Raw genomic sequence first — 21,454 nt, forward strand, 5'->3', positions numbered from 1 at the left:
TGGGATTGAAGCCTTATGGCACCCGGTGCAGCCACTCCGCAGTGCCGAACTTGGTCTCCACCCGGCGGGCGGCGGCTGCCAGCTCGGCCTCGGTGAGTTCGGACTGCGTGGCGCCGTAGCGTTCAGTAAAGACGTCCATCATGGCCGCGACGATCTCGGCGCGGGACATGCCCGTCTGCCGCCGGAGCGGATCCACCCGCTTCTTGGCGCTCCTGGTGCCCTTGTCGGAGAGTTTTTCCTTGCCGATCCGCAGCACGTCCACCATCTTGTCGGCGTCGATGTCGTAACTCATGGTCACGTGGTGCAGCATGCCGCCGTTGGCGAGCCGTTTCTGGGCCGCCCCGCCGATCTTGCCGTGCTCCGTGGCGATGTCATTGAGCGGCACGTAGAAGGCACTGATGCCGACCTTCTCCAGGGCCGCCATGACCCAGGCGTCCAGGAAGCTGTACGAGTCCGCGAAGCTGATGCCGTCCACGAGTGTCTGCGGAAGGTACAGCGAGTAGGTGATGCAGTTGCCCGCCTCCATGAACATCGCTCCCCCGCCGCTGATCCGGCGGACCACGCTGATTCCGTGCCGGGCCACGCCGTCGGGGTGCAGTTCGTTGCGGACGGACTGGAAGCTGCCAATCACCACAGAGGGTTCCTCCCAGTCCCAGAAGCGCAGGGTGGGGTTACGCCGCCCGGCGCCGACCTCTTCGGTCAGGACTTCATCCAGGGCCACGTTGACGTGGGTGGGCAGGACGGACGGGGCGATGATGTTCCAGTGGTGGTCCGCCCAGCCGGTAGCCTTCGCGAGGGCGCGGCGGACGGTGACGGCGACGGCATCGACGGAAAAACCGAACAGCACGGCATCTTCGGGCAGGGCGGCCGCGACGGCGGCCGCTATGTCAGCGGCGTTCGTCTCGACGGCGAGGCCGGTGAGTGCACGGTTGATCTCCGGCAGGGCCTCGTCCGGTTCCAGGAAGAAATCACCGCTCAGCGAAACGTTGGTCAGCCGGCCATTCAGGACGTCAAAATCGGTGACCACGAGCTTGCCGCCCGGGACCTTGTACTCGCCGTGGTGATGGCCGTCGGGGCCCGCCGGCTGGCCCGGAGTGCCGGGGCCGGCGGCCGCAGGATGGGATGTCATGACACCCATCCTGCCCCATTCACGCAGAAAGCCCGCACCGTTGCCGGTGCGGGCTTTCCATCAGACCTTGGGCGTGGGAAGTTACTTCTTGCCGCCGAAGCCCTTGAAGCGAGCGTTGAAGCGCTCGACGCGGCCTGCGGAGTCCATGATGCGCTGCTTGCCCGTGTAGAACGGGTGGGACTCGGAGGAGATTTCGACGTCGATGACCGGGTAGGTGTTGCCGTCTTCCCACTCGATGGTCTTGGAAGAAGACACGGTGGACTTGGTCAGGAACTTGACGCCGGAAGCCAGGTCGTTGAAAACAACAGCTTCGTACTTCGGGTGGGTATCAGACTTCATAATTGGACCTTTGTTCGCACAGCTGGATTTTGCCAGCTGCCAGGTATGAATGGGATGGCCGGCGGAAAGCACCTGACGGCCAGCTATCAATCATAGCGGATATCAGCCCCCTTGACGAACGCCGTTTGCCCACGTCAGGCGCCGCCGCTTCCCCGATGCAGCCTTCGATTCCGGGGGCCGGTCCAGTTCCTCCGGTCCAGTCCCCTCCGGGTCACTCCCCCGGTTCAGTCCCTCGGGCGGAGCTCCCAGAAGGCAACCGCCGACGCCGCCGCCACGTTGAGCGAATCGACGCCGGGCCGCATCGGGATCTTCACTGCGAGGTCGACGGCGGCGAGGGTGCCTTCGCTCATGCCGGCGCCTTCGGTGCCGAGCACCAGGGCCAGGCGTTCGGGCCGGCGGGCGGCGAGCTCGTCGAGGTCCACAGCGTCATCCGTGAGTTCCATGGCCGCAACGGTGAAGCCCTGCCCCTGCAGCGCGGCCAGTCCTTCCGGCCAGTCCTCCAGCCTCGCCCACGGCACCTGGAACACGGTACCCATGCTGACCCGGACGCTGCGGCGGTAGAGCGGATCCCCGCAGCGCGGTGAGACCAGGACGGCGTCCACGCCCAGCGCGGCGGCGGAGCGGAAGATCGCCCCGACGTTGGTGTGGTCCACGATGTCTTCCAGCACCGCCACCCGGCGGGCGCCGGCAAGCAGTTCGGCCAGCGGTACCGGCGCGGGCCGGTGCATGGCTGCCATGGCACCGCGGTGCAGGTGGAAGCCGGTGATTTCCTCCAGCAGCGCGGCGGAGCCGACATAGGCGGGGACGTCGGGGAACCGCTCGAAGACGTCAGCCAGATCCTCGGCCCACTTCTCCGCCAGGAAGAAGGACCGCGGCCGGTGCCCCGCCGCCAGCGCCCGGCGCAGGACGCGGGAGGATTCGGCGATGTAGAGGCCCTCGGCGGGCTCCCGGACTTTGCGCAGGTGCACATCGGTGAGCTTGGTGTAGTCGGAAACCCGCGGGTCGTCGGCGGATTCAAGATGGTAAAAGGTCACGGGCAGGTCATTTCGTGGATCTTTGAACGGGCTCTTTGAACGGGCTCTTTGAACGGGGCTTTTCGAAGGGGGCTTTGTGAACGGTCTCGGACTTAGTGGAACAGGTTGGCGATCATGAATCCCAGCGCGACGAGGCCGAGCGCAAAGATCACGCCGCGCAGGACCACCGGAGAAAGCCGGCGCCCCACCTTGGAGCCAACCAACCCGCCGATCAGGGAGCTCACGGCGATCAGCCCGACCACCCCCCAGTCGATCCGGTCGAAGGCGAACAGGAGGTAGGAACACGCGGCGATGACGTTCACGCCCAGGACCAGGATGTTTTTCATCGCGTTGGCGTTTTGGATGGTCCCGGTCATGAACACGCCCAGGATGCCGACCAGCAGGATGCCCTGTGCCGCGACGAAGTAGCCGCCATAGACACCCGCCAGATACACCAGCACTACCAGCAGGACCCCGTGGCGACGGTCCCGGATCGCGTGTTCGGGGTTTTCTTCCCGGTTCCGCACCCACTGCTGGAGCCGCGGCTGGAACACCACCATCAGCAGGGCCAGCACGATCAGGACGGGGGCGGCGTAATAGAAGACCTTCTCGGGAAGGTGCAGCAGCAGGAAGGCGCCGGTGACGCCGCCGAGCAGCGAGGCTGGCAGGAGCCGCAGCAGCTGCTTACCACGGCCGGCGAGCTCCTTCCGGTAGCCCCAGGCGCCCGCGGCACTTCCGGCCACAAGCCCGGTGGCGTTGCTGATGGAGGCGGTGACGGGAGGGTAGCCGAGGGCGATCAGCACCGGGAAGGTAACCAGGGTGCCGGACCCCACGACGCTGTTGATGGTCCCCGCCCACAGCCCGGCAAAGAAGATGAAGACGCTATTGAGGGGCTCCACGCGCGGTCAGTGGGCCCGTCAGCGGCTGGCGGTGGCGCTGTACCGCCCGGCGTTGACCGTGACGTCCAGCGGCAGGCCGAACGTCTCGCTCAGGTTTTCGGCCGTGAGGACCTCCGGCAGCGGACCGGAGGCCACTACACCGCCGTCGCGCATCAGCATGGCGTGCGTGAAGCCGGGCGGGACTTCCTCGAGGTGGTGGGTGACCAGAACGATTGCCGGCGCGGTGTCGTCGCGGGCGAGTTCGCTCAGGCGCTGGACGAGGTCCTCACGGCCGCCGAGGTCCAGGCCGGCAGCGGGCTCATCAAGGAGCAGCAGCTCGGGGTCGGTCATGAGGGCGCGGGCGATCTGGACGCGCTTGCGCTCGCCCTCGGAGAGCGAGGCAAAGGGGCGGTTGAGCAGCGGGCCCATCCCCCACTCGTTCAACAGCCCGAAGGCGCGCCGTTCGTCGTCCTTCTCGTAGCCTTCGCGCCAGCGGCCCGTCACGCCGTAGGCGGCGGTGACCACCACGTTGAGGACCTTTTCGTGTTCGGGGATCTGCGTGGCCAGCGCGGCGGAGGACAGGCCGATCCGCGGCCGCAGTTCGAAGACGTCGACGGCGCCCAGGACTTCCTCGAGGATCCCTGCCATGCCGGAGGTGGGGTGGATCCGGGCGGCAGCCAGCTGGAGAAGAGTGGTCTTGCCGGCGCCGTTGGGTCCGAGGATCACCCAACGTTCGCCTTCCTTGACCTGCCAGTCCACCTTGTCCAGGAGCGTCTTAGCCCCACGCACAACGCTGACGGCGGCCATTTCAAGAACTTCACTCATAGGAGTAGACACTAGGACAAAAAACCGGGTGACTGATAACCGGCACCGCGCGGTGCCGTGGGCCGTCACACTGCACCGGCGCCGGGCGCAACGAATTCGGGCCGTGCACCGCCTGCTCGCTAGGATTGAAGCCATGAGTTCGCACGTGACCGCAGTCAGCTACGGCCTGAAACTGTCCCCTCCCGACATCCAGCGACTGCGCTCGCTGCTCACCGCCGCAGGGCTGAGTGTTGGCGCTGAAACGCGTGCCGGCGACGGACGTTTCGAGGTGTATGCGGCCGAGTGCGCCATAAACGCGGAGACACCCGCCTCCGAAACACCGCACTCGGAAACACCGCACTCGGAAACACGGGACACCGGAACTGCCTCGACGCCCGGATCAATCACGGAAGCACGGCTGGAGGGTCCGCGCCATGCGCTGGCGTCTTCCGGCATCGACGGCGTGGACACGGCACTGGTTCCCGCCGGACTGCGCAACGCGCAGCGGAAGTTCTTGATCATGGACGTGGACTCCACCCTCATCCAGCAGGAAGTGATCGAGCTCCTGGCCGCCTATGCCGGCAAACGCGAGGAAGTGGCGGCCGTGACCGAGGCTGCAATGCGCGGCGAGCTGGACTTCGCCCAGAGCCTCCACGCCCGGGTGGCGGTGCTGGCCGGGCTGCCGGCCGACGTCGTCGCCAAGGTCCGCGCCGAGGTCAAGCTCACCGAGGGCGCCGCCGAGCTGGTGGCGGCATTCCAGGCCGCCGGCCATGCGGTGGCCGTGGTGTCCGGCGGGTTTAACCAGATCCTGCAGCCGATTGCCGAGGACCTGGGACTGCGCTACTGGATCGCGAACGAACTCGAAATCGTTGACGGCGCCCTGACGGGCAAGGTGCTTGGCGATGTCATCGATCGCGCTGCCAAGGAGAAATATCTGCGCGAGTGGGCGGCAGCCGAGGGCATCCCGATGGAGCACACCATTGCGGTGGGCGACGGCGCCAATGACCTCGACATGCTCGGCGCCGCCGGAATCGGCGTCGCCTTCAACGCGAAACCGGCCGTCCGTGCCGCCGCGGACGCGGCCGTGAACCTGCCCTACCTCGACGCCGTGCGGTACATCGCAGGGGTCTGAGTCCGAACCGGGCGCTTTAGCAGAGGCTTTAACCGCCGGATGGCACGCCGCCGCAATGTTTTGCCAACATTGCGGCGACGGGCCATCCCGGCGGTGGTGAGCCTTTGGTTGGAATGAATTCCTAGTTGGAACCGGTGTCGGCGGCCTTGTCCAAGTAATCCGCGCCGCCGACATATTCGGTGTGGCCGGTCTCGACGTCGGCCGTGGCCATCTTGGCGACCTCGGCGGCAAACTCCTTGACCGAATACAGCTTGCCGGCCTCGGCACGGCGCGCCTCAATGGCACCGGGGTTGGACCGGTCAAGCAGGGTGGCGGTGACGGTGCCCTCGATCATGTCGCCGGAAACGACCACCAGCGAGATGCCCTTGTCCGCCAAGCCCGGGACAAGGTCACGCAGCGCGTCTTCGCCGGCGCGCTTGCTGCGGGCGACGGGCTCGTACTCGGGCATGGTGGGCACCGTGCCGATGAAGTGGGCCTGGTGGCTGGTCACGAAGACCACGCGAGAACCTTCGGGCATAAGGGGCACCGCGGCGTTGAGCATGTTGACCTGCGCGTCGCGGTTCAGCTTCAGCGCGTAGCCCTCTTCCATTCCGGTCTCCATGCCGCCGGAGGCGTTGAGGACCAGCAGGTCGAGCGAGCCGAAGTTCTCCATGGCGGCGCTGGCGAGGGCATGGACGCCTTCCTGGGTGGTGAGGTCCGCTCCGACGGCCGCGGCACGGCCGCCGTCGGCTTCGATCTCAGCGACGACCTTGTTGGCGCGCGGCGCCTTCTGGCGGTAGTTCACCACCACCGCTGCACCTTCGGCGGCGAGGAACTTGGCGACTTCGGCGCCGATTCCGCGCGACGAACCGGTCACGATCGCAGTTTTTTTCTCCAGCAGTCCCATACGAGCTCCTTTGTTCCAAACGTCCAAACACTGTGGGGTCTGCATTCCATCATGCCAGCGGATTGCGCCTTTTCAGTTGTTCGGCCTCCACAAAGAAGCTCGTACTGCGTAGTTCCCGGGACGTGCAGCGACGTAGCTGTCCAGAGGGCGTCTCCTGCCCGCCCGGCCGGTGCAAGTTAGCGGAGTTCAGCTCCGGTCAATCCGGATTTTCTTCGTCGTTTCCGCCGGCAGCACCTCGGGCGCCGGTGCGCGCACCTCGAGGACGCCGTCCTTGTAGGTGGCGGTGATGTCTTCTTCCCGCGCCCCTGCCGGCAGGGCAACGCTGCGGGCCGACGAACCATAGCGGAACTCCGAGCGGTAGCCCTCCTTGCCCTTGTGTTCGGACTTCTCAAGCCTTTCCACCGAGATGTGCAGCATGCCCTCGCTGACCGAGACGTCAACGTCCTGGTCCGGATCGATTCCGGGAACTTCGGCCCGCACCACCAGGGTGCTGCCTTCATGGAACTGTTCGATCCTGATGCCGGGGGTTATGGACAGGTCGCCGTCAAGGAAGCGGCGGACGGGCTCCAGCATGTCTGAGGGCGTCCACTTGCTGAGCTCACTCATGGTTCATCTCCTAAGTCCGCGCCCCGGCCACGGCAACGTCAGGGGCTGTGAGCTCATTACACGCTCCAGGGGCAGCACTGCCAAGGGCAAAAAGGCCCGGCGCGGACGACGACGGCGGACGACGACGGCGGATGCCGCCGTCGTCGTCCCGTGTTGCCAGGGCGGCGCTGCCAGGGCGGCCCCGGCGTACGTGGCCGCCGGCGTCGGGACCTAGTGGCCCATGCCCAGGCCGCCGTCGACCGGAATAACCGCCCCGGAAATGTAGGCCGCCTCGTCGCTGGCGATCCAGCGAACGACGTTGGCGACCTCGGAAGCCTCGGCGAACCGCCCGGCCGGAACCTTGGTCAGGTAGTCCTTCTGCGTGGCCTCCGGCAGTTCCGCCGTCATGTCGGTGTTGATGAAGCCCGGAGCCACGACGTTCGCCGTGACTCCGCGGCCGCCGAGCTCGCGGGTCAGGGAACGGGCAATGCCCACCAGGCCGGCCTTGGAGGCCGAGTAGTTGATCTGGCCGGGCGCGCCGTACAGGCCGGAGACGGAGGAAATCAGCACCACGCGGCCCTTGCGTGCCCGGATCATGCCCTTGGAGGCGCGCTTGATGACGCGGAAGGCGCCCGTGAGGTTCGTGTCGATGACGGAAGTAAAGTCGTCTTCGCTCATGCGCATCAGGAGCGTGTCCTTGGTGATACCGGCGTTGGCCACGAGGACTTCCACGGGGCCGTGGGCGGCTTCTACTTCCGTGAACGCGGCGTCCACCGAGGCTTCATCGGTGACGTCGGCCTTGACCCCGAGGATGCCCGCGGGCAGAGGCGATTCGCTGCGGTATGTCACGGCCACTTTGTCGCCGTTGGCCAGGAAGGACTCGGCAATGGCCAGGCCGATCCCGCGGTTTCCACCGGTAATCAAAATGCTGCGGCCGGTAGTGGGTGCTTCAGTCATAGGGGGCTCCGGGATTCTGCGGCAGGGAACGCCGCGCTGGGGGCTGGAATTTTCCTGCCTCCGATCTTAGCGCCCGGCGCCCATCCGTTTGGGCGGCTCCGCCGATGGTGAGAGAATTGGAGTAAGCCTTGGGAGCGTGATCTGACAGCCGTGACACTCGAAAACCAACCCGGTGTTCCTATGCCCGGGCGGCCGGACGCAGAGTCCAGCGACGCCGAGGTGCACAGCATCACCGATGCGGCTGCTGCGCATTCTGACGAGATGCGCCAGCGGATGATCAAGTACGCCGTCGCCATGGGGATCCGCATGGTCTGCCTGATCCTCATCTTCGTCGTCGACGGCTGGTTTAAGCTCATCCCGGTTCTTGGCGCGGTTTTCCTGCCGTGGGTGGCGGTGGTGATCGCCAACGGCAGCGACAAAGCTGAAATACACAGCGATGCCCTCCTGGACTACGCCCCGCTGATTGAGCTGGACGCACCGGCTTCAAGCGACCACGCGCCTGCCGGCGATGACACCTCGGCGACGCTGCTGCAAGGCGAACTGATTGATGATGAGAATGACGACGACAACCACGGACGGGCAGCTTCATGAACCTCTTTGACCTGGCGGGAAGCGGCGCCGACACGGCCGCGGCACCCGGCGCCGTCTGTTCGCGAAAGGCCTGCCGCGCCGCGGCGCAGTGGCAGCTGCTGTGGAACAACCCCAAGATCCACACGCCCGAGCGGCGCAAGATCTGGTTGGCATGCGGCGAGCACCGCGCCTGGCTCGAGGACTATCTGGAGACCCGCGGGCTCTGGAAAGAGACCCTGGCCCTCGCCGAAACGGCCGTGCCCCCCGCCGAAGGAATGGCGCCCCTCGACCCGTCAGGCAGGATCGGCTGAATGTACCGCTTTCTCTTCTCCAGCAAGTGGCTGGGCTACTTGCTGTTGGCCGCGATCTTCGCTGCCGGCTGTGTGGGCCTGGGCCGGTGGCAGATGGACCGGCGCGCCGAGACCCTGGCCGAAATCAACCGCGTGGTCTCCAACTACTCGGCCACCCCCGTGCCGTTCGCCGATGTCCGGGACCAGTTCAGCCGGCTCGACCCGGAGCGTGAGTGGACCCAGGTGGAACTCAAGGGCAGCTACGACGTCGCCGGCCAGCGCATCGTCCGCAACCGCCCGCTCAACGGCCAGCCCGGCTACGAAGTGGTGGTGCCGTTCCGGCTTGATACCGGCGAAAGGGTTGTAATTGACCGCGGCTGGCTGCCCATCGGGAACAACACACCGGGCCGGCCCGACGCCGTGCCCGCGCCGCCCCAGGGGCCGGTCACCGTGGTTGCCCGGCTCAAGGCGGCCGAGGCGGCGCTTCAGCGCGGCGCCCCTGACGGTCAGCTGGCCTCGATCGATCTCAGTGCTTATTCCACCCAGCTGGGCTATCCGCTCTTGGCGGGCGCCTACGGACAACTGGCCTCTGAGTCGCCCTCGGTGCAGGATATGCCGTTCCCCTTCCCCAGACCGTCCACCGATGAAGGCACACACCTCTCATACTCGCTGCAGTGGTTCGCCTTCGGCGTGCTGATGTTCGTCGGGTTCGGCTATGCGGCCCGGCAGCAGGCCCGCAACGCCGCGATCGATGCGGAAGACGCCGAAGCGGACGCCGCAGAGGGCCGCTTCCTGCACTCCAGCGGCCCGACGGCGCGGCGCCGTCCCGCTCCGCGGAAGCGCAAGAACGCGACAGCGGAGGAAGAGGAAGACGCCATCTTGGACGCACAGGGGTTCTGACGGGTGAGCCTTGAGATCATTCCCGAACCTGTGGCCAACGTCAAGCGCGCCCTGACCGCACTGGGTGCCCAAGACACCGTGACAGTGTTCGATTCGAAAGTTCCGACGGCGGCAGCCGCGGCCGCCGCGTTGGGCTGCGATGTCGCGGCCATCACCAACAGCCTCGTGTTCGACCTTGAAGGCGCCCCGCTGCTCATCCTGGCCAGCGGCTCGGCCAAAGTGGACGTCCGGAAGGTTGCCGCCCAACTGGGCACCGGCAAGATCCGCCGCGCCTCCCCCGACTTCGTCCTGGCCCACACCGGTCAGGAGGTAGGAGGCGTAGCCCCGGTAGGCCACCCGGAGAAGATCCGCACGCTGCTGGACAGTTCACTTAAAATCCAAGAACTGCTCTGGGCCGGCGCGGGCGACCACAACTCGATGTTCTCCATCAGCTACGAAGACCTGCACAGGATCACGGGCGCAGAAGAACTCCACGTACGTTAACTCCCGCAATGGCGACATGACCACTAGCGGAGCGACGCGTTTGATTTGTGTAGCGTGCGTCTAAGCGTGGGCCCACGCCGTCCGGATTCCCTGACCGAGCTTGCGAGGTTAGGGGGACGGTGGGGAGAACGAGCGAGCACGCGGCAAATCGAGCGCGGTGCGAAGCGGAAGGCGACCTTGGGCCTGGCGCCCTACGCGAGCGTGATCAGGTCCAGGTAGTCTTCGTTCCAGTGGTCTTCGACGCCGTCGGGCAGCAGCACGACGCGCTCCGGGTTGAGCGCCTCAACGGCCCCCTCATCGTGGCTCACCAGCACGACGGCGCCGGTGTAGTTGCGCAGGGCGCCGAGGATTTCGGAGCGGCTGGCCGGGTCCAGGTTGTTGGTGGGCTCGTCGAGCAGCAGCACGTTCGCGCTCGACGCCACGATGGTGGCCAGGGCAAGGCGGGTCTTTTCGCCGCCGGAGAGGACGCCGGCCGGCTTGTCGACGTCGTCCCCGGAGAACAGGAACGAGCCCAGGATGCCGCGGACTTCGGAATCGTTCATGTCCGGGGCAGCGGAGCGCATGTTTTGCAAAACCGTGCGGTCGACGTCGAGCGTCTCGTGTTCCTGGGCGTAGTAGCCCACCTTCAGGCCGTGGCCGGGGATGACTTCCCCCGTGTCCGGCTTGTCGACGCCGGCCAGCATGCGCAGCAGTGTCGTCTTGCCGGCGCCGTTGAGGCCCAGGATGACAACCTTGGAGCCACGGTCGATCGCAAGGTCGACGTCCGTGAAAATTTCCAGCGAGCCGTAGGACTTGCTCAGGCCGTCCGCGGTCAGCGGGGTCTTGCCGCAGGGTGAAGGATCGGGGAAGCGCAGGGCCGCCACGCGGTCGTTTTCGCGGACCGCCTCCAGCCCGCCGAGGAGCCGCTCGGCGCGTTTGGCCATGTTCTGCGCGGCGACTGCCTTGGTGGCCTTGGCGCGCATCTTGTTGGCCTGGTCCATGAGGACCTGTGCCTTCTTCTCCGCGTTGGCACGTTCGCGCTTGCGGGCACGCTCGTCGGTTTCGCGCTGGGTGAGGTAGCGCTTCCAGTCCATGTTGTAGAAGTCGATCTGGGCGCGGTTGGCATCCAGCAGGAAGACCTTGTTCACCGTCGCCTCGAGCAGCTCGGTGTCGTGGCTGATGACAATCAGCCCGCCCTGGTGGTTCTTCAAAAATTCACGCAGCCACGCGATGGAGTCGGCGTCCAGGTGGTTGGTGGGCTCATCGAGGAGCATGGTCTCGGCGTCCGAGTACAGGATGCGGGCGAGTTCCACGCGGCGCCGCTGACCGCCGGACAGGGTCTTCAGCGGCTGGTTCAGTAGCCGGTCGGGCAGGGCGAGGTTCGAGCAGATTGCGGCAGCCTCGGCCTCGGCTGCGTAGCCGCCGGCGGCCAGGAACTCCGACTCCAGCCGGTCATAGCGGTTCATCGCCTTGCGCTGGACGGCGGCGTCGTCGCTGGCCATCTCTTCGTGGGCTACGCGGAGCTTGCCCACCGCGATGTCCAGGCCGCGCACCGACAGGATCCGGTCACGGGCGAGCTGCTCCATGTCCGGGGTGCGCGGGTCCTGCGGCAGGTAGCCGATTTCGCCGCTGCGGGTCACCTTGCCGGCGGCGGGCAGGCCCTCGCCCGCGAGGACCCGGGTCAGGGTGGTCTTGCCTGCACCGTTACGGCCGACCAGGCCGATCTTGTCTCCCTTGTCGATCCGGAAGCTCACCTGGTCCATAAGGAGGCGGGCGCCGGCGCGCAGTTCGAGATCCTGGACGGTAATCAATGCAGCTAAGGCCTTTCACAACAGGGAACGCCGCGGCACAGGGGGTGGAGTCTGGGCTCGGGCCGGGGCAGGTCGGCCGAGAGCACGGCCTCCACAAGTCTACCGGCACCGTCCGGGCTCCCTGACATGGGGCGGTGACGGCTTCCTGGCATGGTGCCGGGGCCTGCAGCCGGGATACATACGGCTCCGCGCACCGGGTCTGCGGCCTTTCGTTGGCGGCCCCCTCCAGCAACCGGGCCGCCGCTTAGTGGAGCACCTACAAAAAAGACGTTTCGCCGCAGCCGTACAGTCGGAATTGAGCTTCCATTACCGCACCGCAGCCCCGACAGGAACACCATGACGCAGACCGCCCCGCCCGCCACAGCCCGCACGCCCCGGCGCCGGAACCGCTGGAACGCCACCGACCTTGGCCTCATCGCCGTTTTTGCAGCCCTCATCGCCGGGTCCGCGCTGATCGCCGCCATCCCCGTCGGCGGACTCGGCGTGCCCATCACGCTGCAGACCCTCGCCGTCATGCTCACCGGGCTGGCGCTCGGCGCGGGCCGGGCCTTCGCCGCCGTAGGCCTGTACCTGCTCCTGGGCTTCGCAGGCCTGCCGATCTTCAGCGGCGGACGCAGCGGGCTGGGCGTCCTCGCCGGCCCCTCCGCCGGCTACATCCTCGGGTTCCTGCTGGCCGCCACGACGGTGGGCTGGCTGACCGTCGTCGTGCTCCGGCGCACGGCCACCCGCACCGGCCGGCTGCGGCCCATACTCCTGTTCGCCGCCGCCATGGTGAGCAGCATCGTCTTCGTCCACGGGCTGGGTGTCTTGGGCATGATGGTCAACGCCAGGCTGGACTTCTCCAAGGCGTTCCTGGCCGACCTCGCCTTCTACCCCGGCGACATCATCAAGAACATCCTGGCCGTCAGCATCGTCCTGGCCCTGCACAGGGCCTTCCCGGATCTGCTGCTGCGCCGCGTCCGGACGGTAGACGCCCGCCCGTGAGCGGCATTGTCCTGGACAGGGTGTCGGTGCGGGTCCCGGTCGACGGCAGCCCGGCACCCAAGACGCTGCTTCAGATGGTTTCACTGAGCCTCACGGAACGGCGCATCGGGGTTATCGGGGCCAACGGCTCAGGCAAGTCCACGCTGCTGCGGCTCTTGAACGGGCTCGTGGCGCCCAGCGACGGGTCGGTTATGGTCCACGGCGCCGATACTGCCCGCGCCGTACGCGAGGTCCGGCGCCGGGTGGGCTTTGTCTTCACGGATCCGCTCTCCCAGCTGGTCATGCCCACCGGCCGCGAAGATGTGGAACTGTCCCTGCGGCGCTCCATCCGCAACGCCGCGGAGCGCCGCGCCCACGCCGAGGCGGTCCTGGACCGGTTCGGCCTCCTGCCCCTGGCGGACCAGAGCATCTATGAGCTCTCCGGCGGCGAACGCCAGCTCCTGGCCCTGGCCGCAGTCCTGGCCGTAGACCCCGAAGTGCTGGTCCTGGACGAGCCCTCCACACTCTTGGACCTTCGCAACCGCGAGCTGCTGCGGCGCACGCTTGCCGGGCTCCGCCAACAGGTCATTCTTTCCACCCACGACCTCGAGCTCGCCATGGACATGGACCGCGTCCTGGTGGTCGACGCCGGGCAGGTGGTCTTCGACGGCGGACCGGCCGCCGCCGTCGCGCATTACCGGCAATTGAGCCCCGCGAGCCTTCCTACTGCTGGCATCAACCTAGGACGGCCCGCCGACGAGTTGGCCGGGGACGGCTTGGCCCGGGCACGGCAGGACCGGCTGGACAAACGATGAGCAGCCGTGGCTTCCTGCTCGCGACGTACGCGCCGGGTTCTTCCCTGATCCACCGGGCGCCGCTCTGGCTGAAGTTCCTGCTGGTCGTGGGGTGCGGGATGGCGTCCTTCCTGATCGCCGACTGGGCCATTTCGGCCGTCGTGCTGGCGCTGCTGTGCGGGCTGTTCCTGCTCAGCGGGGCGGGCCCGGCCCGGCTGTTCCGTGCGGTGCGCCCGGTGCTGCCCGTGCTGCTGGCGATCGGTCTCTTCCAGTGGTGGCAACTGGGTGCACCCACCGCTGCGCGGATCGTGCTGAACGTCCTCATCTGCGTTGTGGCCGCATCAATCCTGACCGCTACAACGCCTGTGCAGGCACTGCTCGACGGGGTGGCCTCCCTGGCCAGGCCGTTCCGACGCCTCGGCGCAGACCCGGAGCGCTTCGCCCTGACCATTGCCATCATGCTCCGCAGCATCCCGTTCGTTGCGGGGGCCTACTCGGACGTGCGCGACTCCGCCCGGGCCCGGGGGCTCGAACGAAACCTGCGGGCATTGGTGCTGCCCGTCTTCATCACCACTGTGGCCTACGCCCGGCAGACCGGCGAGGCTCTTGCCGCCCGGGGGCTTGGCGAGCCGGAGGACGCGGAGGGGCAGTAGTTGATGTCTTCCCACGTAGAATCCATCGGCGTAGGCTGAGCGCGACCGATCGCCCTAAAGGGTGCCCGCGCCCGCGTAGCCAGGGGAGGCTCATCAATGGAGATGGACATCAGGGACAATTGGGACCGGCTCAGTCCCTCCACGCAGCAGTGGCTCACCGACAATCCGGGGTGCATGATCCTGCCGCGCACCATAACCTCGATCATCCGTCAGGAGACAGGCGGAACAGCGGACCGCGACCGGCACGGGACCTCCCCGCTGTCACAGGCGGACCGCGACTTCATCACTGACAAGGCACGGTGCGCCCCGCCGTCCAGGCCGGGGCTGCGGGCTTCTGGACCGGCATCCACGCAGCGCACCGAGTAGCCGTCTGATCCCGCACTCTTCAGGGGGCCGCACCGCCACGTGTTGCGGCGGCTTTTCTCATGAGAAAACCCCGGACCTGCATGGTCCGGGGCTCGTGTTGGCGGCTGTTAGCGCCCGATGCTGACGGTGATATCCAGATGGATGTCGTTATCGGCGACAAGGCGGTCCTGGAGGTAGCGGGCAAGGCTCGCGTCAGTGGCAGTGTGAACGCTTTGCGCGATCGCTCCATGCAGCAGCGCTTGGGTATCGGTGGACTTGACGACGTCCAGCGGCGCCCACCCACGGCGGCCGGAGGCCACTCGTTCTAGGTCCGTGCGGAATGAGCGCTTGTGGTCTTCGCGGACGGTGGCGCACATGGTGAAGGGGATAAAGGAAGTGGGCAAGGAGGTCCTTTCGCGGAGGCAGCCGGTGGTCGACGCCCTCAGTTAGGTCAAGATCCCCGAGCTCCCGGTTATTCCGCCGGGGCCGATAAGGCGTTCAACGTCACGGGCACGGGGACGAGGCCTCCGCTGCACGAGTTGGGCAACCATGCTTCCGGGGCAGGCAGAAATGCGACTGGTCCAAAAACGCTGTACCTCTGCCGGATGCCGATAGGCTACGGCCATGTCACCACTTGGGGGAAGAAGTTGGGTTCGGGGCCCTGCAGCGTTGCTGGTTTTCGTCAGTTCTGGAGCGGCTTTAAGTGCCTGTGAATACACGGACGAGGAACCGACTCAGATGGCTGCTCCCCCCGGGTATTCCCGGCCAGCCCCGGCTCCGCCACGGGAGGCGGATCTCGATCTGGCCGAGGTGCAGGCGGGAAACCAGGCGGAACTGGACATGCGCCTTGGCCCTCGACCTGACGGCGTTGTCTTGGGCGGCTCAGGCGGACTAGGCGGCGACGGGTTCCGCACCTCGATCATCGGAATACCGAAGGGAAGCTACACGGTAACCGCTGCCTGCCACGGCGTAATGAAAGCATCCCTCACCCTCTCGCAGTCCGACCGCCGAGGAGGCACGCACCAGGAGTTGGCCCTCGACTGCGGAACAGCAACGAGAGTGGATCTGGAGCTTGAGGCAGGCCCGGTTTCGGCGCATGCCTTCCGCATGACCACCGAGCGGGGCAGCGCGGCCGTCGCCGGTTTCTGGATGGTCCCAGCGACCTAACTTCCGTTACTGTGCCAGTGAATCTGCGAGGTGGCCCGTCGTACGCGTCCGGGTGCGGGAACAATCACGGATGGACAGCGGCCGCGGCCGAAGTCCGTCCGGCCCTGGGAAGGGAGCCTCGGTGCTTTGATCGGACCCAGATCATGGAAGGCTAGTTGCATGGACCTGGAGGTATCGCCTGCGCTCACCATTCCCGAGTCGGAACTCGGCTGGCGGTTCTCGCGTTCGTCCGGGCCAGGCGGTCAACATGTCAACACCACGGACAGCCGCGTCGAACTCTCTTGGAACGTCGCCGGCTCGGGCGCCTTGTCGGACAGCCAACGGCTCATGCTGGTCACGCGCCTCGAACGTCGTCTCATCGCCGGGGTGATCACCGTGACAGCCTCCGAACAGCGCTCCCAGCTGCGCAATCGTGAGATCGCCCTGGCCAAGCTCTCCGACCTCGTGGCAGAGGGACTCGCTCCCGAAGCTGCCCCCCGCCGGCCGACCAAACCCACCCGGGGTTCGAACCGTCGGCGCCTCGCCGCAAAGGAACAGCGTGCGGCCACGAAGCGGCAGCGACGGCGTCCAACCGCCGAGTAACCCCTGTGCTCGACGGGAAGGGACATGTCCCCTCTTTGCGCCAAGGCGGGACATGCCCCTTTCCGAGTGCCAGGGCGGGACATGCCGGCAGCCAGCGGGTGGACATGCCCCCTCCGGCCCGCAGCCATTGGACATATCGCCACCTTGTCCGCGCCTTGCACCCAGGAATGGACATGTCCCGTCGACGGGCCAGGTCGGGCATGCCACGTACCCGGAAAATGGACATGTGCCGTGGACGGGCCAGGTTGGGCATGTCACGCCCCGGAGGATGGACATGTGCCGTGGACGGGCCAAGTTGGGCATGTCACGCCCCGGAGGATGGACATGTGCCGTGGACGGGGGGCTAGCTGAAGCGGCGGTACTCCAGCAGCGCAGCGGTGCCCATGCCGCCGGCGATGCTGATCATCGCCAGGGCCAGCTGGTGTTCGTCGCCGGACCTGCGCGCCTGTGCCAGCAGCCGGGTCACCAGCACCGCGCCCGAGGCTCCGTAGGCGTGCCCCAGAGCCAGGGCGCCGCCGTCGAGGTTCGCGCGCTCCGGATCGATTCCCAACTGGTCGAAGCAGGCGAGGGTCTGGGCCGCGAAGGCCTCATTGAACTCCACGAGGCCCAGATCCGCAGCAGTCAGGCCGTGCGCCGCCAGGAGCCGTGCTCCGGCCACGGCCGCGCCGACGCCCAAAAGCTGCGGCGCCACCCCGGCGGTGTCGCTGCCCAACACCAGCAGCCCGTCGGAGGCGCCCAGCTGCCGGGCCCGTTCCACGGACGACACCACTATGGCGGCCGCGCCGTCAGCGTCGAAGCACGAATTCCCGGCCGTTACCGTGCCGCCGTGGGCAAACACGGGCGGGAACCTGGCCATCAGGGCCGGGCCAAGACTGGGCCGCGGACCGTCGTCGACGGCTGCGGCTGCCCCGGTCTCCATAACGAGCGGCACGATTTCGCCGTCGAAGCGTCCGGCAGCGGCGGCGTCCAAGGCCCTGCGGTGGCTGCGGAGCGCAAACTCGTCCTGGCGCTCCCGGCTGATGCCGTAGCGGGCAGCGACGTTCTCGGCGGCAACCCCCATGTCCGGGTCGCCCATGCTGAGCGGTGCGAACTGGGCCCGGTTGTAAAAGTCCGGGCTGCCGTCGTCGTTGCGGTGTGCCCGCAGCGGGGCCGTGCTGATGCTCTCCACGCCGCCAGCCAGGTAGAGGCCGTTCCCGCCCGCCGCGACGAGCCGGGAGGCCAGGACGATCGCGTCCAGGCCCGAGCCGCACTGCCGGTCCACGGTGATGCCGGGAACGGTGACGGGCAGGCCGGCCTCCAGCGCGGCGAGCCGCGCCACGTTCCCGCCGCCGCCGACCGCGTTGCCGATCACGACGTCGGTCACTGCATCGGGCGCGGCGCCGGCCTCGGAGAGCAGGCTGCGGAGCACGGGCGCCAGCAGCATGTGGGCCCGCAGTTGTTTCAGGACGCCATTGGCGCGGCAGAGGGGTGTCCGGCGCGCGGCGATGATCACCGGCTGCCTGTCGTCCGGCAGCAGCGCCGGCCGCGCGGGCGTGGGCAGCGCCTGCGCAGGCGAAGTCCCGGGCGGAGCGGGCGAAGCCGGGCCGGGGTCCGTGCGCCGTTCAGCCAAGGCGCCGGATCCTGGGATCGTTCTGGTCCATCCAGTCGAGCAGCAGCTGCCGGCTGATCTTGCCGCGGTCCGTCAGCGGCAGCTCGGTCAGCGCGAAGTATTCGAGCGGACGCTTGTTGCGTGCCAGCACATCCTCGATGCCTGCCTTCAGCGCGGTCGCCGTGATCCCCCCGTGCGACGGCACCACTGCGGCCACCACGCGCTTGCCGCGCAGGTCATCGGCCCGGCCGGCAGCCACGGCCGCCGCGACGCCCGGGACGGACGCCAGCGCCATTTCCACTTCGTGCGGGTAGACGTTCGTGCCGGCGGTGATGATCATGTCGGAGCGTCGGCCGAGCATGTGCAGGGTTCCGCCGGAGAGAAAGCCTTGATCCCCGACCGTGTACCAGCCGTTGAAACACCGCAGGGCGTGGCCGTCGTCGCCCCAGAGATAGCCGTTGCTGACCATACCGCTGCGCACGCAGATGTTGCCGTCGCCGCCGTCCGGCAGCTCCGTCCCGTCGTCGTCCAGGATGCGGATATCGACGCCGGGAAACGGCCGCCCGATGGCTGTCCCGCCGGGCTCGACAGGCTCCCCCGGGGGCAACGCGGCGCCCGACACAAAGCTGAGTTCAGAGGCGCCGTAGTATTCGAAAAGGGTGGCATTGGGTGCCCACCGCCGGGCCGCCTCGAGCGTCCGGGCATCCAGTTTGGAGCCGGCGCAGATGATGCTGCGGATGCCGGACGCGTCGACCCCTCCCGCCAGGCCGCGCTCGCTGAGCAGCCGGAGCATGGTGGGCACCAGGACCAGCCGGGTGATGCCGTCGTGGCTGACGGCGGCGTGGGCGGCGCCGACGTCGAAGTGCTCAAGGGTGTGAAATTCCGCCCCGGCGTACAGGCACTCGGCCAAGGCATAGAGGTTAAGGCTCGCGGCGAGCGGTCCGGGGGCCAGCGTTTTGTCCTCCTGGTGAAGGCCGAAGAACTCAATGGAGGCGTCGAACGAATCCTGCCACGACTGCCGGGAGCGTGTGAATGCTTTAGGGACCGAGGTGGTGCCGGAGGTCAGTCCGATGAGGAACGAGGCGCCGGGCGGTCCGTCGGCGAGCCCCGTCCCCGTCGGGGGCACCTGCGTGGGGTCCGGCGAGGTCCGGGCGATCTGAGTGGCAATCGCCTCCCGCAATTGCTGCGGCCAGGCCGGATCCAGCACCGCGCACTGACGCTCACCCGCGACGGCGGCCGCGAATGCCACGGCAAAACGAATTGAGTTGTGCTCCGACAAAACCGTCACCGCAGGCGCGGAAGGCACCAGCGCCGCCGCCCGGTCCCGCAGCCCGGACCAGGTGAGGTGCGCTCCGGCCACGACGACGGCAGTGTCGTCGGGACGATCATCGGCCCAGCGCTGGAGTCTGTCAAGAAATGGCATCGACCCAACTTTACCGTTGCCCTCCGGCCGTGCCGACTGTGCGGGTATTGTGACTTCATGAGCTTCAATGACAACGCCCAGCTGGATCCCTCACAGGTCCAGGACCGCCGCGGGATGGGACGCGGCCCCATGATCGGCGGCGGCATCGGCGGCGGCATCGTCCTGCTGCTCGCCGCCTTGTTCGGAATCAACCCCCAGCTCCTCGAGGGCATGGGCGGCACCAGTCTGGAGCCTCAGACGCAGAGCCAGGGCTCTGCCCCGGCCTGCAAGACGGGCGCCGACGCCGACGCCCGCCTCGACTGCAGGATCACCGGCACGGTGAACAGCCTGAACGCCTTCTGGCCCGCCTATCTGGCCAACTACAACACGAAATACCCGCGGCCCGACGCCGTGCTCTTCAGCGCCGGAACCAACACGGGCTGCGGGGCCGCCACCTCCGACGTGGGGCCGTTCTACTGCCCGGTCGACACCACTGCGTATTTCGACCCCGGCTTCTTCCAGGAACTTGTGGACCGGTTCGGTTCCTCCGGCGGACCGCTGGCACAGGAATACGTGGTGGCCCACGAATTCGGGCACCACGTCCAGAACCTGCTCGGCGATCTGGACAAGGCACAGCAGGATCCGCAGGGCCCCCAATCCGGCGGCGTCCGGGTTGAGCTCCAGGCTGACTGCTACGCCGGCCTGTGGGCACACTATGCCACACAGCCGGACCCGAAGACCGGCCAGACCTACCTCGATCCTCTCACCGAACAAGACCTCCAGGATGCCCTGTCGGCCGCCTCGGCCGTGGGCGATGACCGAATCCAGAAGGCAGCCTCCGGGCGCGTGTCACCGGAGGCCTGGACCCACGGATCCAGTGCCCAGCGGCAGAAGTGGTTCTCCCGGGGCTACACGTCCGGGGACATCAACCAGTGCGATACCTTCGCGGTGGCGACCCCCTGACCTGACGGCTGTCTTCACCGGCGCAGCATCTCAGCGGGGGGATTCCTTCACCGGCGCGGTGTCCTGCGCCGTACAGGGATTTCGATGTAGCTGAGGAATCCTGCGTGGCCCAAGTGCCGGTGCTTCCGGTGCCATTCCGGACGGTACTGGTGCCCGAACGGGTCCGTCACGCGGACCGACTCCAGCCGGATGTTCCCGGCCAGGAGGACGTCGACGTCGGCCAGTGCATTGCGCCGCGTTGAAAGCCCGTCGATCTCCAGGCTCCACAGCCCGGGGCCGTCATCGGTGCCACGTTCCAGTTGCAGCGTCTCGAACAGTCCGACCACGAGCTCGGCGAGCCCGGCAGTTTCCGTGCGTTGGAGCCGGTGCCCTTCGGGGTGCACCTGGCGGGCGTCCGCCAGGGCCTGGCGCAGCCAGTGGAACTCCACGGATCCCAGGGGCGGACCCAGGCGCAGGTGCCTGTTCCCGTCCAACTCCAGCCGGTAGGCAGCGGCGCTGCGGTCAATGATGCACGTGGCTTCGCCCACGTACTCGAAGTCGGCCAGGAGGGCATTCACGGACGCGTAGTAGGAGAACTCCCCGCTGTCCTCGACCACGACGAAATCCCCGCCCGGTGACGGCCGGGGAGGTTTGGTGGCATCCATTCTGGTGTGCCTCCTGTCGACGGAATTCCCAGTCCGGGCCAGCGGCCGTTGGACTATGTCTTTACCAGCGGCCGTTGGACTATGTCTTTATCAGACCACCGACCGGCCCGGAAGGGAACGCCCGCCCGGGCAGCTCCTTCCGGGTCCGGAAAACACCGACTTAGACAACGACGCCGGCCCCTCCTCAGGGAGGTGGGGCCGGCGTCGTTGTACCAGGACGTTGTTGCTTTAAGGGCCGGACGAGGCCCGTAAGGCGGGCGGTTCTAGATGTTGAAGCCCAGGGCCCGCATCTGGTCGCGTCCGTCTTCGGTGATCCGTTCCGGACCCCACGGCGGCATCCAGACCCAGTTGAGCCGCCAGTCGTCGACAATCCCGTCAAGGGCCTTGCCGACCTGCTCTTCGATGACGTCGGTCAGCGGGCAGGCCGCGGTGGTGAGCGTCATGTCGATCAGCAGCGCGCCGTCGTCGTCTGAGTACTTCAGACCGTACAACAGGCCAAGGTCAACGATGTTGACGCCGAGTTCCGGGTCGATCACATCCTTGAGTGCCTCTTCGACATCTTCGAGGCCCGTGCGGGCCACATTGAGTTCCGTCATG

At 67.3% G+C, this 21,454-nt stretch carries 26 protein-coding genes; 12 read left to right on the forward strand and 14 right to left on the reverse strand.

Annotation, left to right across the window (positions count from 1 at the left end):
- Positions 1-13 precede the first annotated feature (13 nt).
- The 5 genes from BM372_RS13925 to BM372_RS13945 all read right to left on the reverse strand — a co-directional run bounded on the left by BM372_RS13925 (position 14) and on the right by BM372_RS13945 (position 4,184).
- The gene (locus tag BM372_RS13925; RefSeq protein ID WP_090956046.1) at positions 14-1,129 is read right to left on the reverse strand and encodes a lipoate-protein ligase LplAB; all 1,116 of its coding nucleotides are present in this window, start codon (positions 1,127-1,129) and stop codon (positions 14-16) included.
- Positions 1,130-1,210: 81 nt separating this feature from the next.
- On the reverse strand, positions 1,211-1,468 hold the full coding sequence (locus BM372_RS13930) for a type B 50S ribosomal protein L31 (RefSeq protein WP_090956047.1): 258 nt from the start codon (positions 1,466-1,468) through the stop codon (positions 1,211-1,213).
- A gap of 224 nt (positions 1,469-1,692) precedes the next feature.
- Entirely contained in the window at positions 1,693-2,502 is an 810-nt protein-coding gene (locus BM372_RS13935) for a TrmH family RNA methyltransferase (protein WP_090956048.1), read from the reverse strand.
- A gap of 92 nt (positions 2,503-2,594) precedes the next feature.
- Positions 2,595-3,380: a sulfite exporter TauE/SafE family protein gene (locus BM372_RS13940; protein WP_090956049.1), complete on the reverse strand. Its 786-nt coding sequence runs from the start codon at positions 3,378-3,380 to the stop codon at positions 2,595-2,597.
- Between the two features lie 18 nt (positions 3,381-3,398).
- Positions 3,399-4,184, reverse strand: coding sequence for an ABC transporter ATP-binding protein (locus BM372_RS13945; RefSeq protein ID WP_090956050.1), 786 nt, complete (start codon positions 4,182-4,184; stop codon positions 3,399-3,401).
- A gap of 133 nt (positions 4,185-4,317) precedes the next feature.
- Between BM372_RS13945 and serB the strand changes: the two genes are divergently transcribed.
- Positions 4,318-5,295 (forward strand): phosphoserine phosphatase SerB, encoded by a 978-nt coding sequence (serB, locus tag BM372_RS13950; RefSeq protein ID WP_090956051.1) that lies wholly within the window; start codon positions 4,318-4,320, stop codon positions 5,293-5,295.
- 121 nt (positions 5,296-5,416) lie between these two features.
- Here the strand turns inward: serB and BM372_RS13955 are convergent, their stop codons facing one another.
- From BM372_RS13955 to fabG, 3 genes are all read right to left on the reverse strand, one after another.
- Positions 5,417-6,181 (reverse strand): SDR family oxidoreductase, encoded by a 765-nt coding sequence (locus BM372_RS13955; RefSeq protein WP_090956052.1) that lies wholly within the window; start codon positions 6,179-6,181, stop codon positions 5,417-5,419.
- Positions 6,182-6,367: 186 nt separating this feature from the next.
- Positions 6,368-6,787, reverse strand: coding sequence for an Hsp20/alpha crystallin family protein (locus BM372_RS13960; RefSeq protein WP_090956053.1), 420 nt, complete (start codon positions 6,785-6,787; stop codon positions 6,368-6,370).
- 210 nt (positions 6,788-6,997) lie between these two features.
- Entirely contained in the window at positions 6,998-7,723 is a 726-nt protein-coding gene (gene fabG / locus BM372_RS13965) for a 3-oxoacyl-ACP reductase FabG (protein ID WP_090956054.1), read from the reverse strand.
- A 180-nt stretch (positions 7,724-7,903) separates the two neighbouring features.
- Between fabG and BM372_RS13970 the strand changes: the two genes are divergently transcribed.
- Genes BM372_RS13970 through BM372_RS13985 form a run of 4 tightly spaced genes read left to right on the forward strand, consistent with a single transcriptional unit; the run spans position 7,904 to position 9,966 of the window.
- Positions 7,904-8,314: a DUF3099 domain-containing protein gene (locus BM372_RS13970; RefSeq protein ID WP_090956055.1), complete on the forward strand. Its 411-nt coding sequence runs from the start codon at positions 7,904-7,906 to the stop codon at positions 8,312-8,314.
- Positions 8,311-8,604 carry a hypothetical protein gene (locus tag BM372_RS13975; protein ID WP_090956056.1) on the forward strand — a complete coding sequence of 98 codons (294 nt, stop codon included), beginning with the start codon at positions 8,311-8,313 and terminating at the stop codon, positions 8,602-8,604. The genes BM372_RS13970 and BM372_RS13975 overlap by 4 nt, the downstream gene beginning before the upstream one ends.
- Positions 8,605-9,483: an SURF1 family cytochrome oxidase biogenesis protein gene (locus BM372_RS13980; protein ID WP_090956057.1), complete on the forward strand. Its 879-nt coding sequence runs from the start codon at positions 8,605-8,607 to the stop codon at positions 9,481-9,483. It begins immediately after the preceding gene.
- Between the two features lie 3 nt (positions 9,484-9,486).
- Positions 9,487-9,966, forward strand: a complete 480-nt coding sequence (locus BM372_RS13985) for a YbaK/EbsC family protein (RefSeq protein ID WP_090956058.1) — start codon at positions 9,487-9,489, stop codon at positions 9,964-9,966.
- 191 nt (positions 9,967-10,157) lie between these two features.
- Here BM372_RS13985 and BM372_RS13990 read toward each other — a convergent pair whose 3' ends face one another.
- Complete coding sequence (locus BM372_RS13990) at positions 10,158-11,756, reverse strand: ABC-F family ATP-binding cassette domain-containing protein (RefSeq protein WP_090956059.1); 1,599 nt, start codon at positions 11,754-11,756, stop codon at positions 10,158-10,160.
- 336 nt (positions 11,757-12,092) lie between these two features.
- Here BM372_RS13990 and BM372_RS13995 point away from each other — a divergent pair, with 336 nt between their 5' ends.
- The 4 genes from BM372_RS13995 to BM372_RS14010 all read left to right on the forward strand — a co-directional run bounded on the left by BM372_RS13995 (position 12,093) and on the right by BM372_RS14010 (position 14,532).
- Positions 12,093-12,740 (forward strand): biotin transporter BioY, encoded by a 648-nt coding sequence (locus BM372_RS13995; protein ID WP_090956060.1) that lies wholly within the window; start codon positions 12,093-12,095, stop codon positions 12,738-12,740.
- Entirely contained in the window at positions 12,737-13,534 is a 798-nt protein-coding gene (locus tag BM372_RS14000) for an energy-coupling factor ABC transporter ATP-binding protein (protein ID WP_177236013.1), read from the forward strand. The genes BM372_RS13995 and BM372_RS14000 overlap by 4 nt, the downstream gene beginning before the upstream one ends.
- On the forward strand, positions 13,531-14,166 hold the full coding sequence (locus tag BM372_RS14005; protein WP_090956061.1) for an energy-coupling factor transporter transmembrane component T family protein: 636 nt from the start codon (positions 13,531-13,533) through the stop codon (positions 14,164-14,166). Before BM372_RS14000 ends, BM372_RS14005 begins: the two co-directional genes overlap by 4 nt.
- Positions 14,167-14,262: 96 nt before the next feature.
- Positions 14,263-14,532: a hypothetical protein gene (locus BM372_RS14010; RefSeq protein WP_177236014.1), complete on the forward strand. Its 270-nt coding sequence runs from the start codon at positions 14,263-14,265 to the stop codon at positions 14,530-14,532.
- Between the two features lie 107 nt (positions 14,533-14,639).
- On the opposite strand, the gene BM372_RS14015 is transcribed toward BM372_RS14010, so the two are convergent.
- Positions 14,640-14,915, reverse strand: coding sequence for a hypothetical protein (locus tag BM372_RS14015; protein WP_090956062.1), 276 nt, complete (start codon positions 14,913-14,915; stop codon positions 14,640-14,642).
- 334 nt (positions 14,916-15,249) lie between these two features.
- Here BM372_RS14015 and BM372_RS14020 point away from each other — a divergent pair, with 334 nt between their 5' ends.
- The gene (locus BM372_RS14020) at positions 15,250-15,678 is read left to right on the forward strand and encodes a hypothetical protein (RefSeq protein WP_090956063.1); all 429 of its coding nucleotides are present in this window, start codon (positions 15,250-15,252) and stop codon (positions 15,676-15,678) included.
- A gap of 159 nt (positions 15,679-15,837) precedes the next feature.
- Positions 15,838-16,260 carry an alternative ribosome rescue aminoacyl-tRNA hydrolase ArfB gene (arfB, locus tag BM372_RS14025; RefSeq protein ID WP_090956064.1) on the forward strand — a complete coding sequence of 141 codons (423 nt, stop codon included), beginning with the start codon at positions 15,838-15,840 and terminating at the stop codon, positions 16,258-16,260.
- A gap of 343 nt (positions 16,261-16,603) precedes the next feature.
- Here arfB and BM372_RS14030 read toward each other — a convergent pair whose 3' ends face one another.
- Positions 16,604-17,752, reverse strand: a complete 1,149-nt coding sequence (locus BM372_RS14030) for a thiolase family protein (RefSeq protein ID WP_371261747.1) — start codon at positions 17,750-17,752, stop codon at positions 16,604-16,606.
- A 109-nt stretch (positions 17,753-17,861) separates the two neighbouring features.
- The gene (locus tag BM372_RS14035) at positions 17,862-19,271 is read right to left on the reverse strand and encodes a class I adenylate-forming enzyme family protein (RefSeq protein ID WP_090956065.1); all 1,410 of its coding nucleotides are present in this window, start codon (positions 19,269-19,271) and stop codon (positions 17,862-17,864) included.
- A gap of 57 nt (positions 19,272-19,328) precedes the next feature.
- On the opposite strand from BM372_RS14035, the gene BM372_RS14040 reads away from it, so the two are divergent.
- Positions 19,329-20,213 (forward strand): KPN_02809 family neutral zinc metallopeptidase, encoded by an 885-nt coding sequence (locus BM372_RS14040; protein WP_090956066.1) that lies wholly within the window; start codon positions 19,329-19,331, stop codon positions 20,211-20,213.
- Positions 20,214-20,260: 47 nt separating this feature from the next.
- Here BM372_RS14040 and BM372_RS14045 read toward each other — a convergent pair whose 3' ends face one another.
- Positions 20,261-20,857, reverse strand: coding sequence for a hypothetical protein (locus BM372_RS14045; protein WP_090956067.1), 597 nt, complete (start codon positions 20,855-20,857; stop codon positions 20,261-20,263).
- 263 nt (positions 20,858-21,120) lie between these two features.
- Entirely contained in the window at positions 21,121-21,453 is a 333-nt protein-coding gene (locus BM372_RS14050) for a metal-sulfur cluster assembly factor (RefSeq protein WP_018772973.1), read from the reverse strand.
- Between the last annotated feature and the right edge of the window lies 1 nt (position 21,454).

It is taken from the genome of Arthrobacter sp. ov118, assembly GCF_900116495.1.
Classification (GTDB): Bacteria; Actinomycetota; Actinomycetes; order Actinomycetales; family Micrococcaceae; genus Arthrobacter.

Coding starts and splice junctions, on each gene's coding strand:
- BM372_RS13925 (WP_090956046.1), bottom strand. CDS start 1,129: ATGACATCCCATCCTGCGGCCGCCGGCCCCGGCACTCCGGGCCAGCCG.
- BM372_RS13930 (WP_090956047.1), bottom strand. CDS start 1,468: ATGAAGTCTGATACCCACCCGAAGTACGAAGCTGTTGTTTTCAACGAC.
- BM372_RS13945 (WP_090956050.1), bottom strand. CDS start 4,184: ATGAGTGAAGTTCTTGAAATGGCCGCCGTCAGCGTTGTGCGTGGGGCT.
- serB (WP_090956051.1), top strand. CDS start 4,318: ATGAGTTCGCACGTGACCGCAGTCAGCTACGGCCTGAAACTGTCCCCT.
- BM372_RS13955 (WP_090956052.1), bottom strand. CDS start 6,181: ATGGGACTGCTGGAGAAAAAAACTGCGATCGTGACCGGTTCGTCGCGC.
- BM372_RS13960 (WP_090956053.1), bottom strand. CDS start 6,787: ATGAGTGAGCTCAGCAAGTGGACGCCCTCAGACATGCTGGAGCCCGTC.
- fabG (WP_090956054.1), bottom strand. CDS start 7,723: ATGACTGAAGCACCCACTACCGGCCGCAGCATTTTGATTACCGGTGGA.
- BM372_RS13970 (WP_090956055.1), top strand. CDS start 7,904: ATGCCCGGGCGGCCGGACGCAGAGTCCAGCGACGCCGAGGTGCACAGC.
- BM372_RS13975 (WP_090956056.1), top strand. CDS start 8,311: ATGAACCTCTTTGACCTGGCGGGAAGCGGCGCCGACACGGCCGCGGCA.
- BM372_RS13980 (WP_090956057.1), top strand. CDS start 8,605: ATGTACCGCTTTCTCTTCTCCAGCAAGTGGCTGGGCTACTTGCTGTTG.
- BM372_RS13995 (WP_090956060.1), top strand. CDS start 12,093: ATGACGCAGACCGCCCCGCCCGCCACAGCCCGCACGCCCCGGCGCCGG.
- BM372_RS14005 (WP_090956061.1), top strand. CDS start 13,531: ATGAGCAGCCGTGGCTTCCTGCTCGCGACGTACGCGCCGGGTTCTTCC.
- BM372_RS14010 (WP_177236014.1), top strand. CDS start 14,263: ATGGAGATGGACATCAGGGACAATTGGGACCGGCTCAGTCCCTCCACG.
- BM372_RS14020 (WP_090956063.1), top strand. CDS start 15,250: ATGGCTGCTCCCCCCGGGTATTCCCGGCCAGCCCCGGCTCCGCCACGG.
- arfB (WP_090956064.1), top strand. CDS start 15,838: ATGGACCTGGAGGTATCGCCTGCGCTCACCATTCCCGAGTCGGAACTC.
- BM372_RS14035 (WP_090956065.1), bottom strand. CDS start 19,271: ATGCCATTTCTTGACAGACTCCAGCGCTGGGCCGATGATCGTCCCGAC.
- BM372_RS14040 (WP_090956066.1), top strand. CDS start 19,329: ATGAGCTTCAATGACAACGCCCAGCTGGATCCCTCACAGGTCCAGGAC.
- BM372_RS14045 (WP_090956067.1), bottom strand. CDS start 20,857: ATGGATGCCACCAAACCTCCCCGGCCGTCACCGGGCGGGGATTTCGTC.
- BM372_RS14050 (WP_018772973.1), bottom strand. CDS start 21,453: ATGACGGAACTCAATGTGGCCCGCACGGGCCTCGAAGATGTCGAAGAG.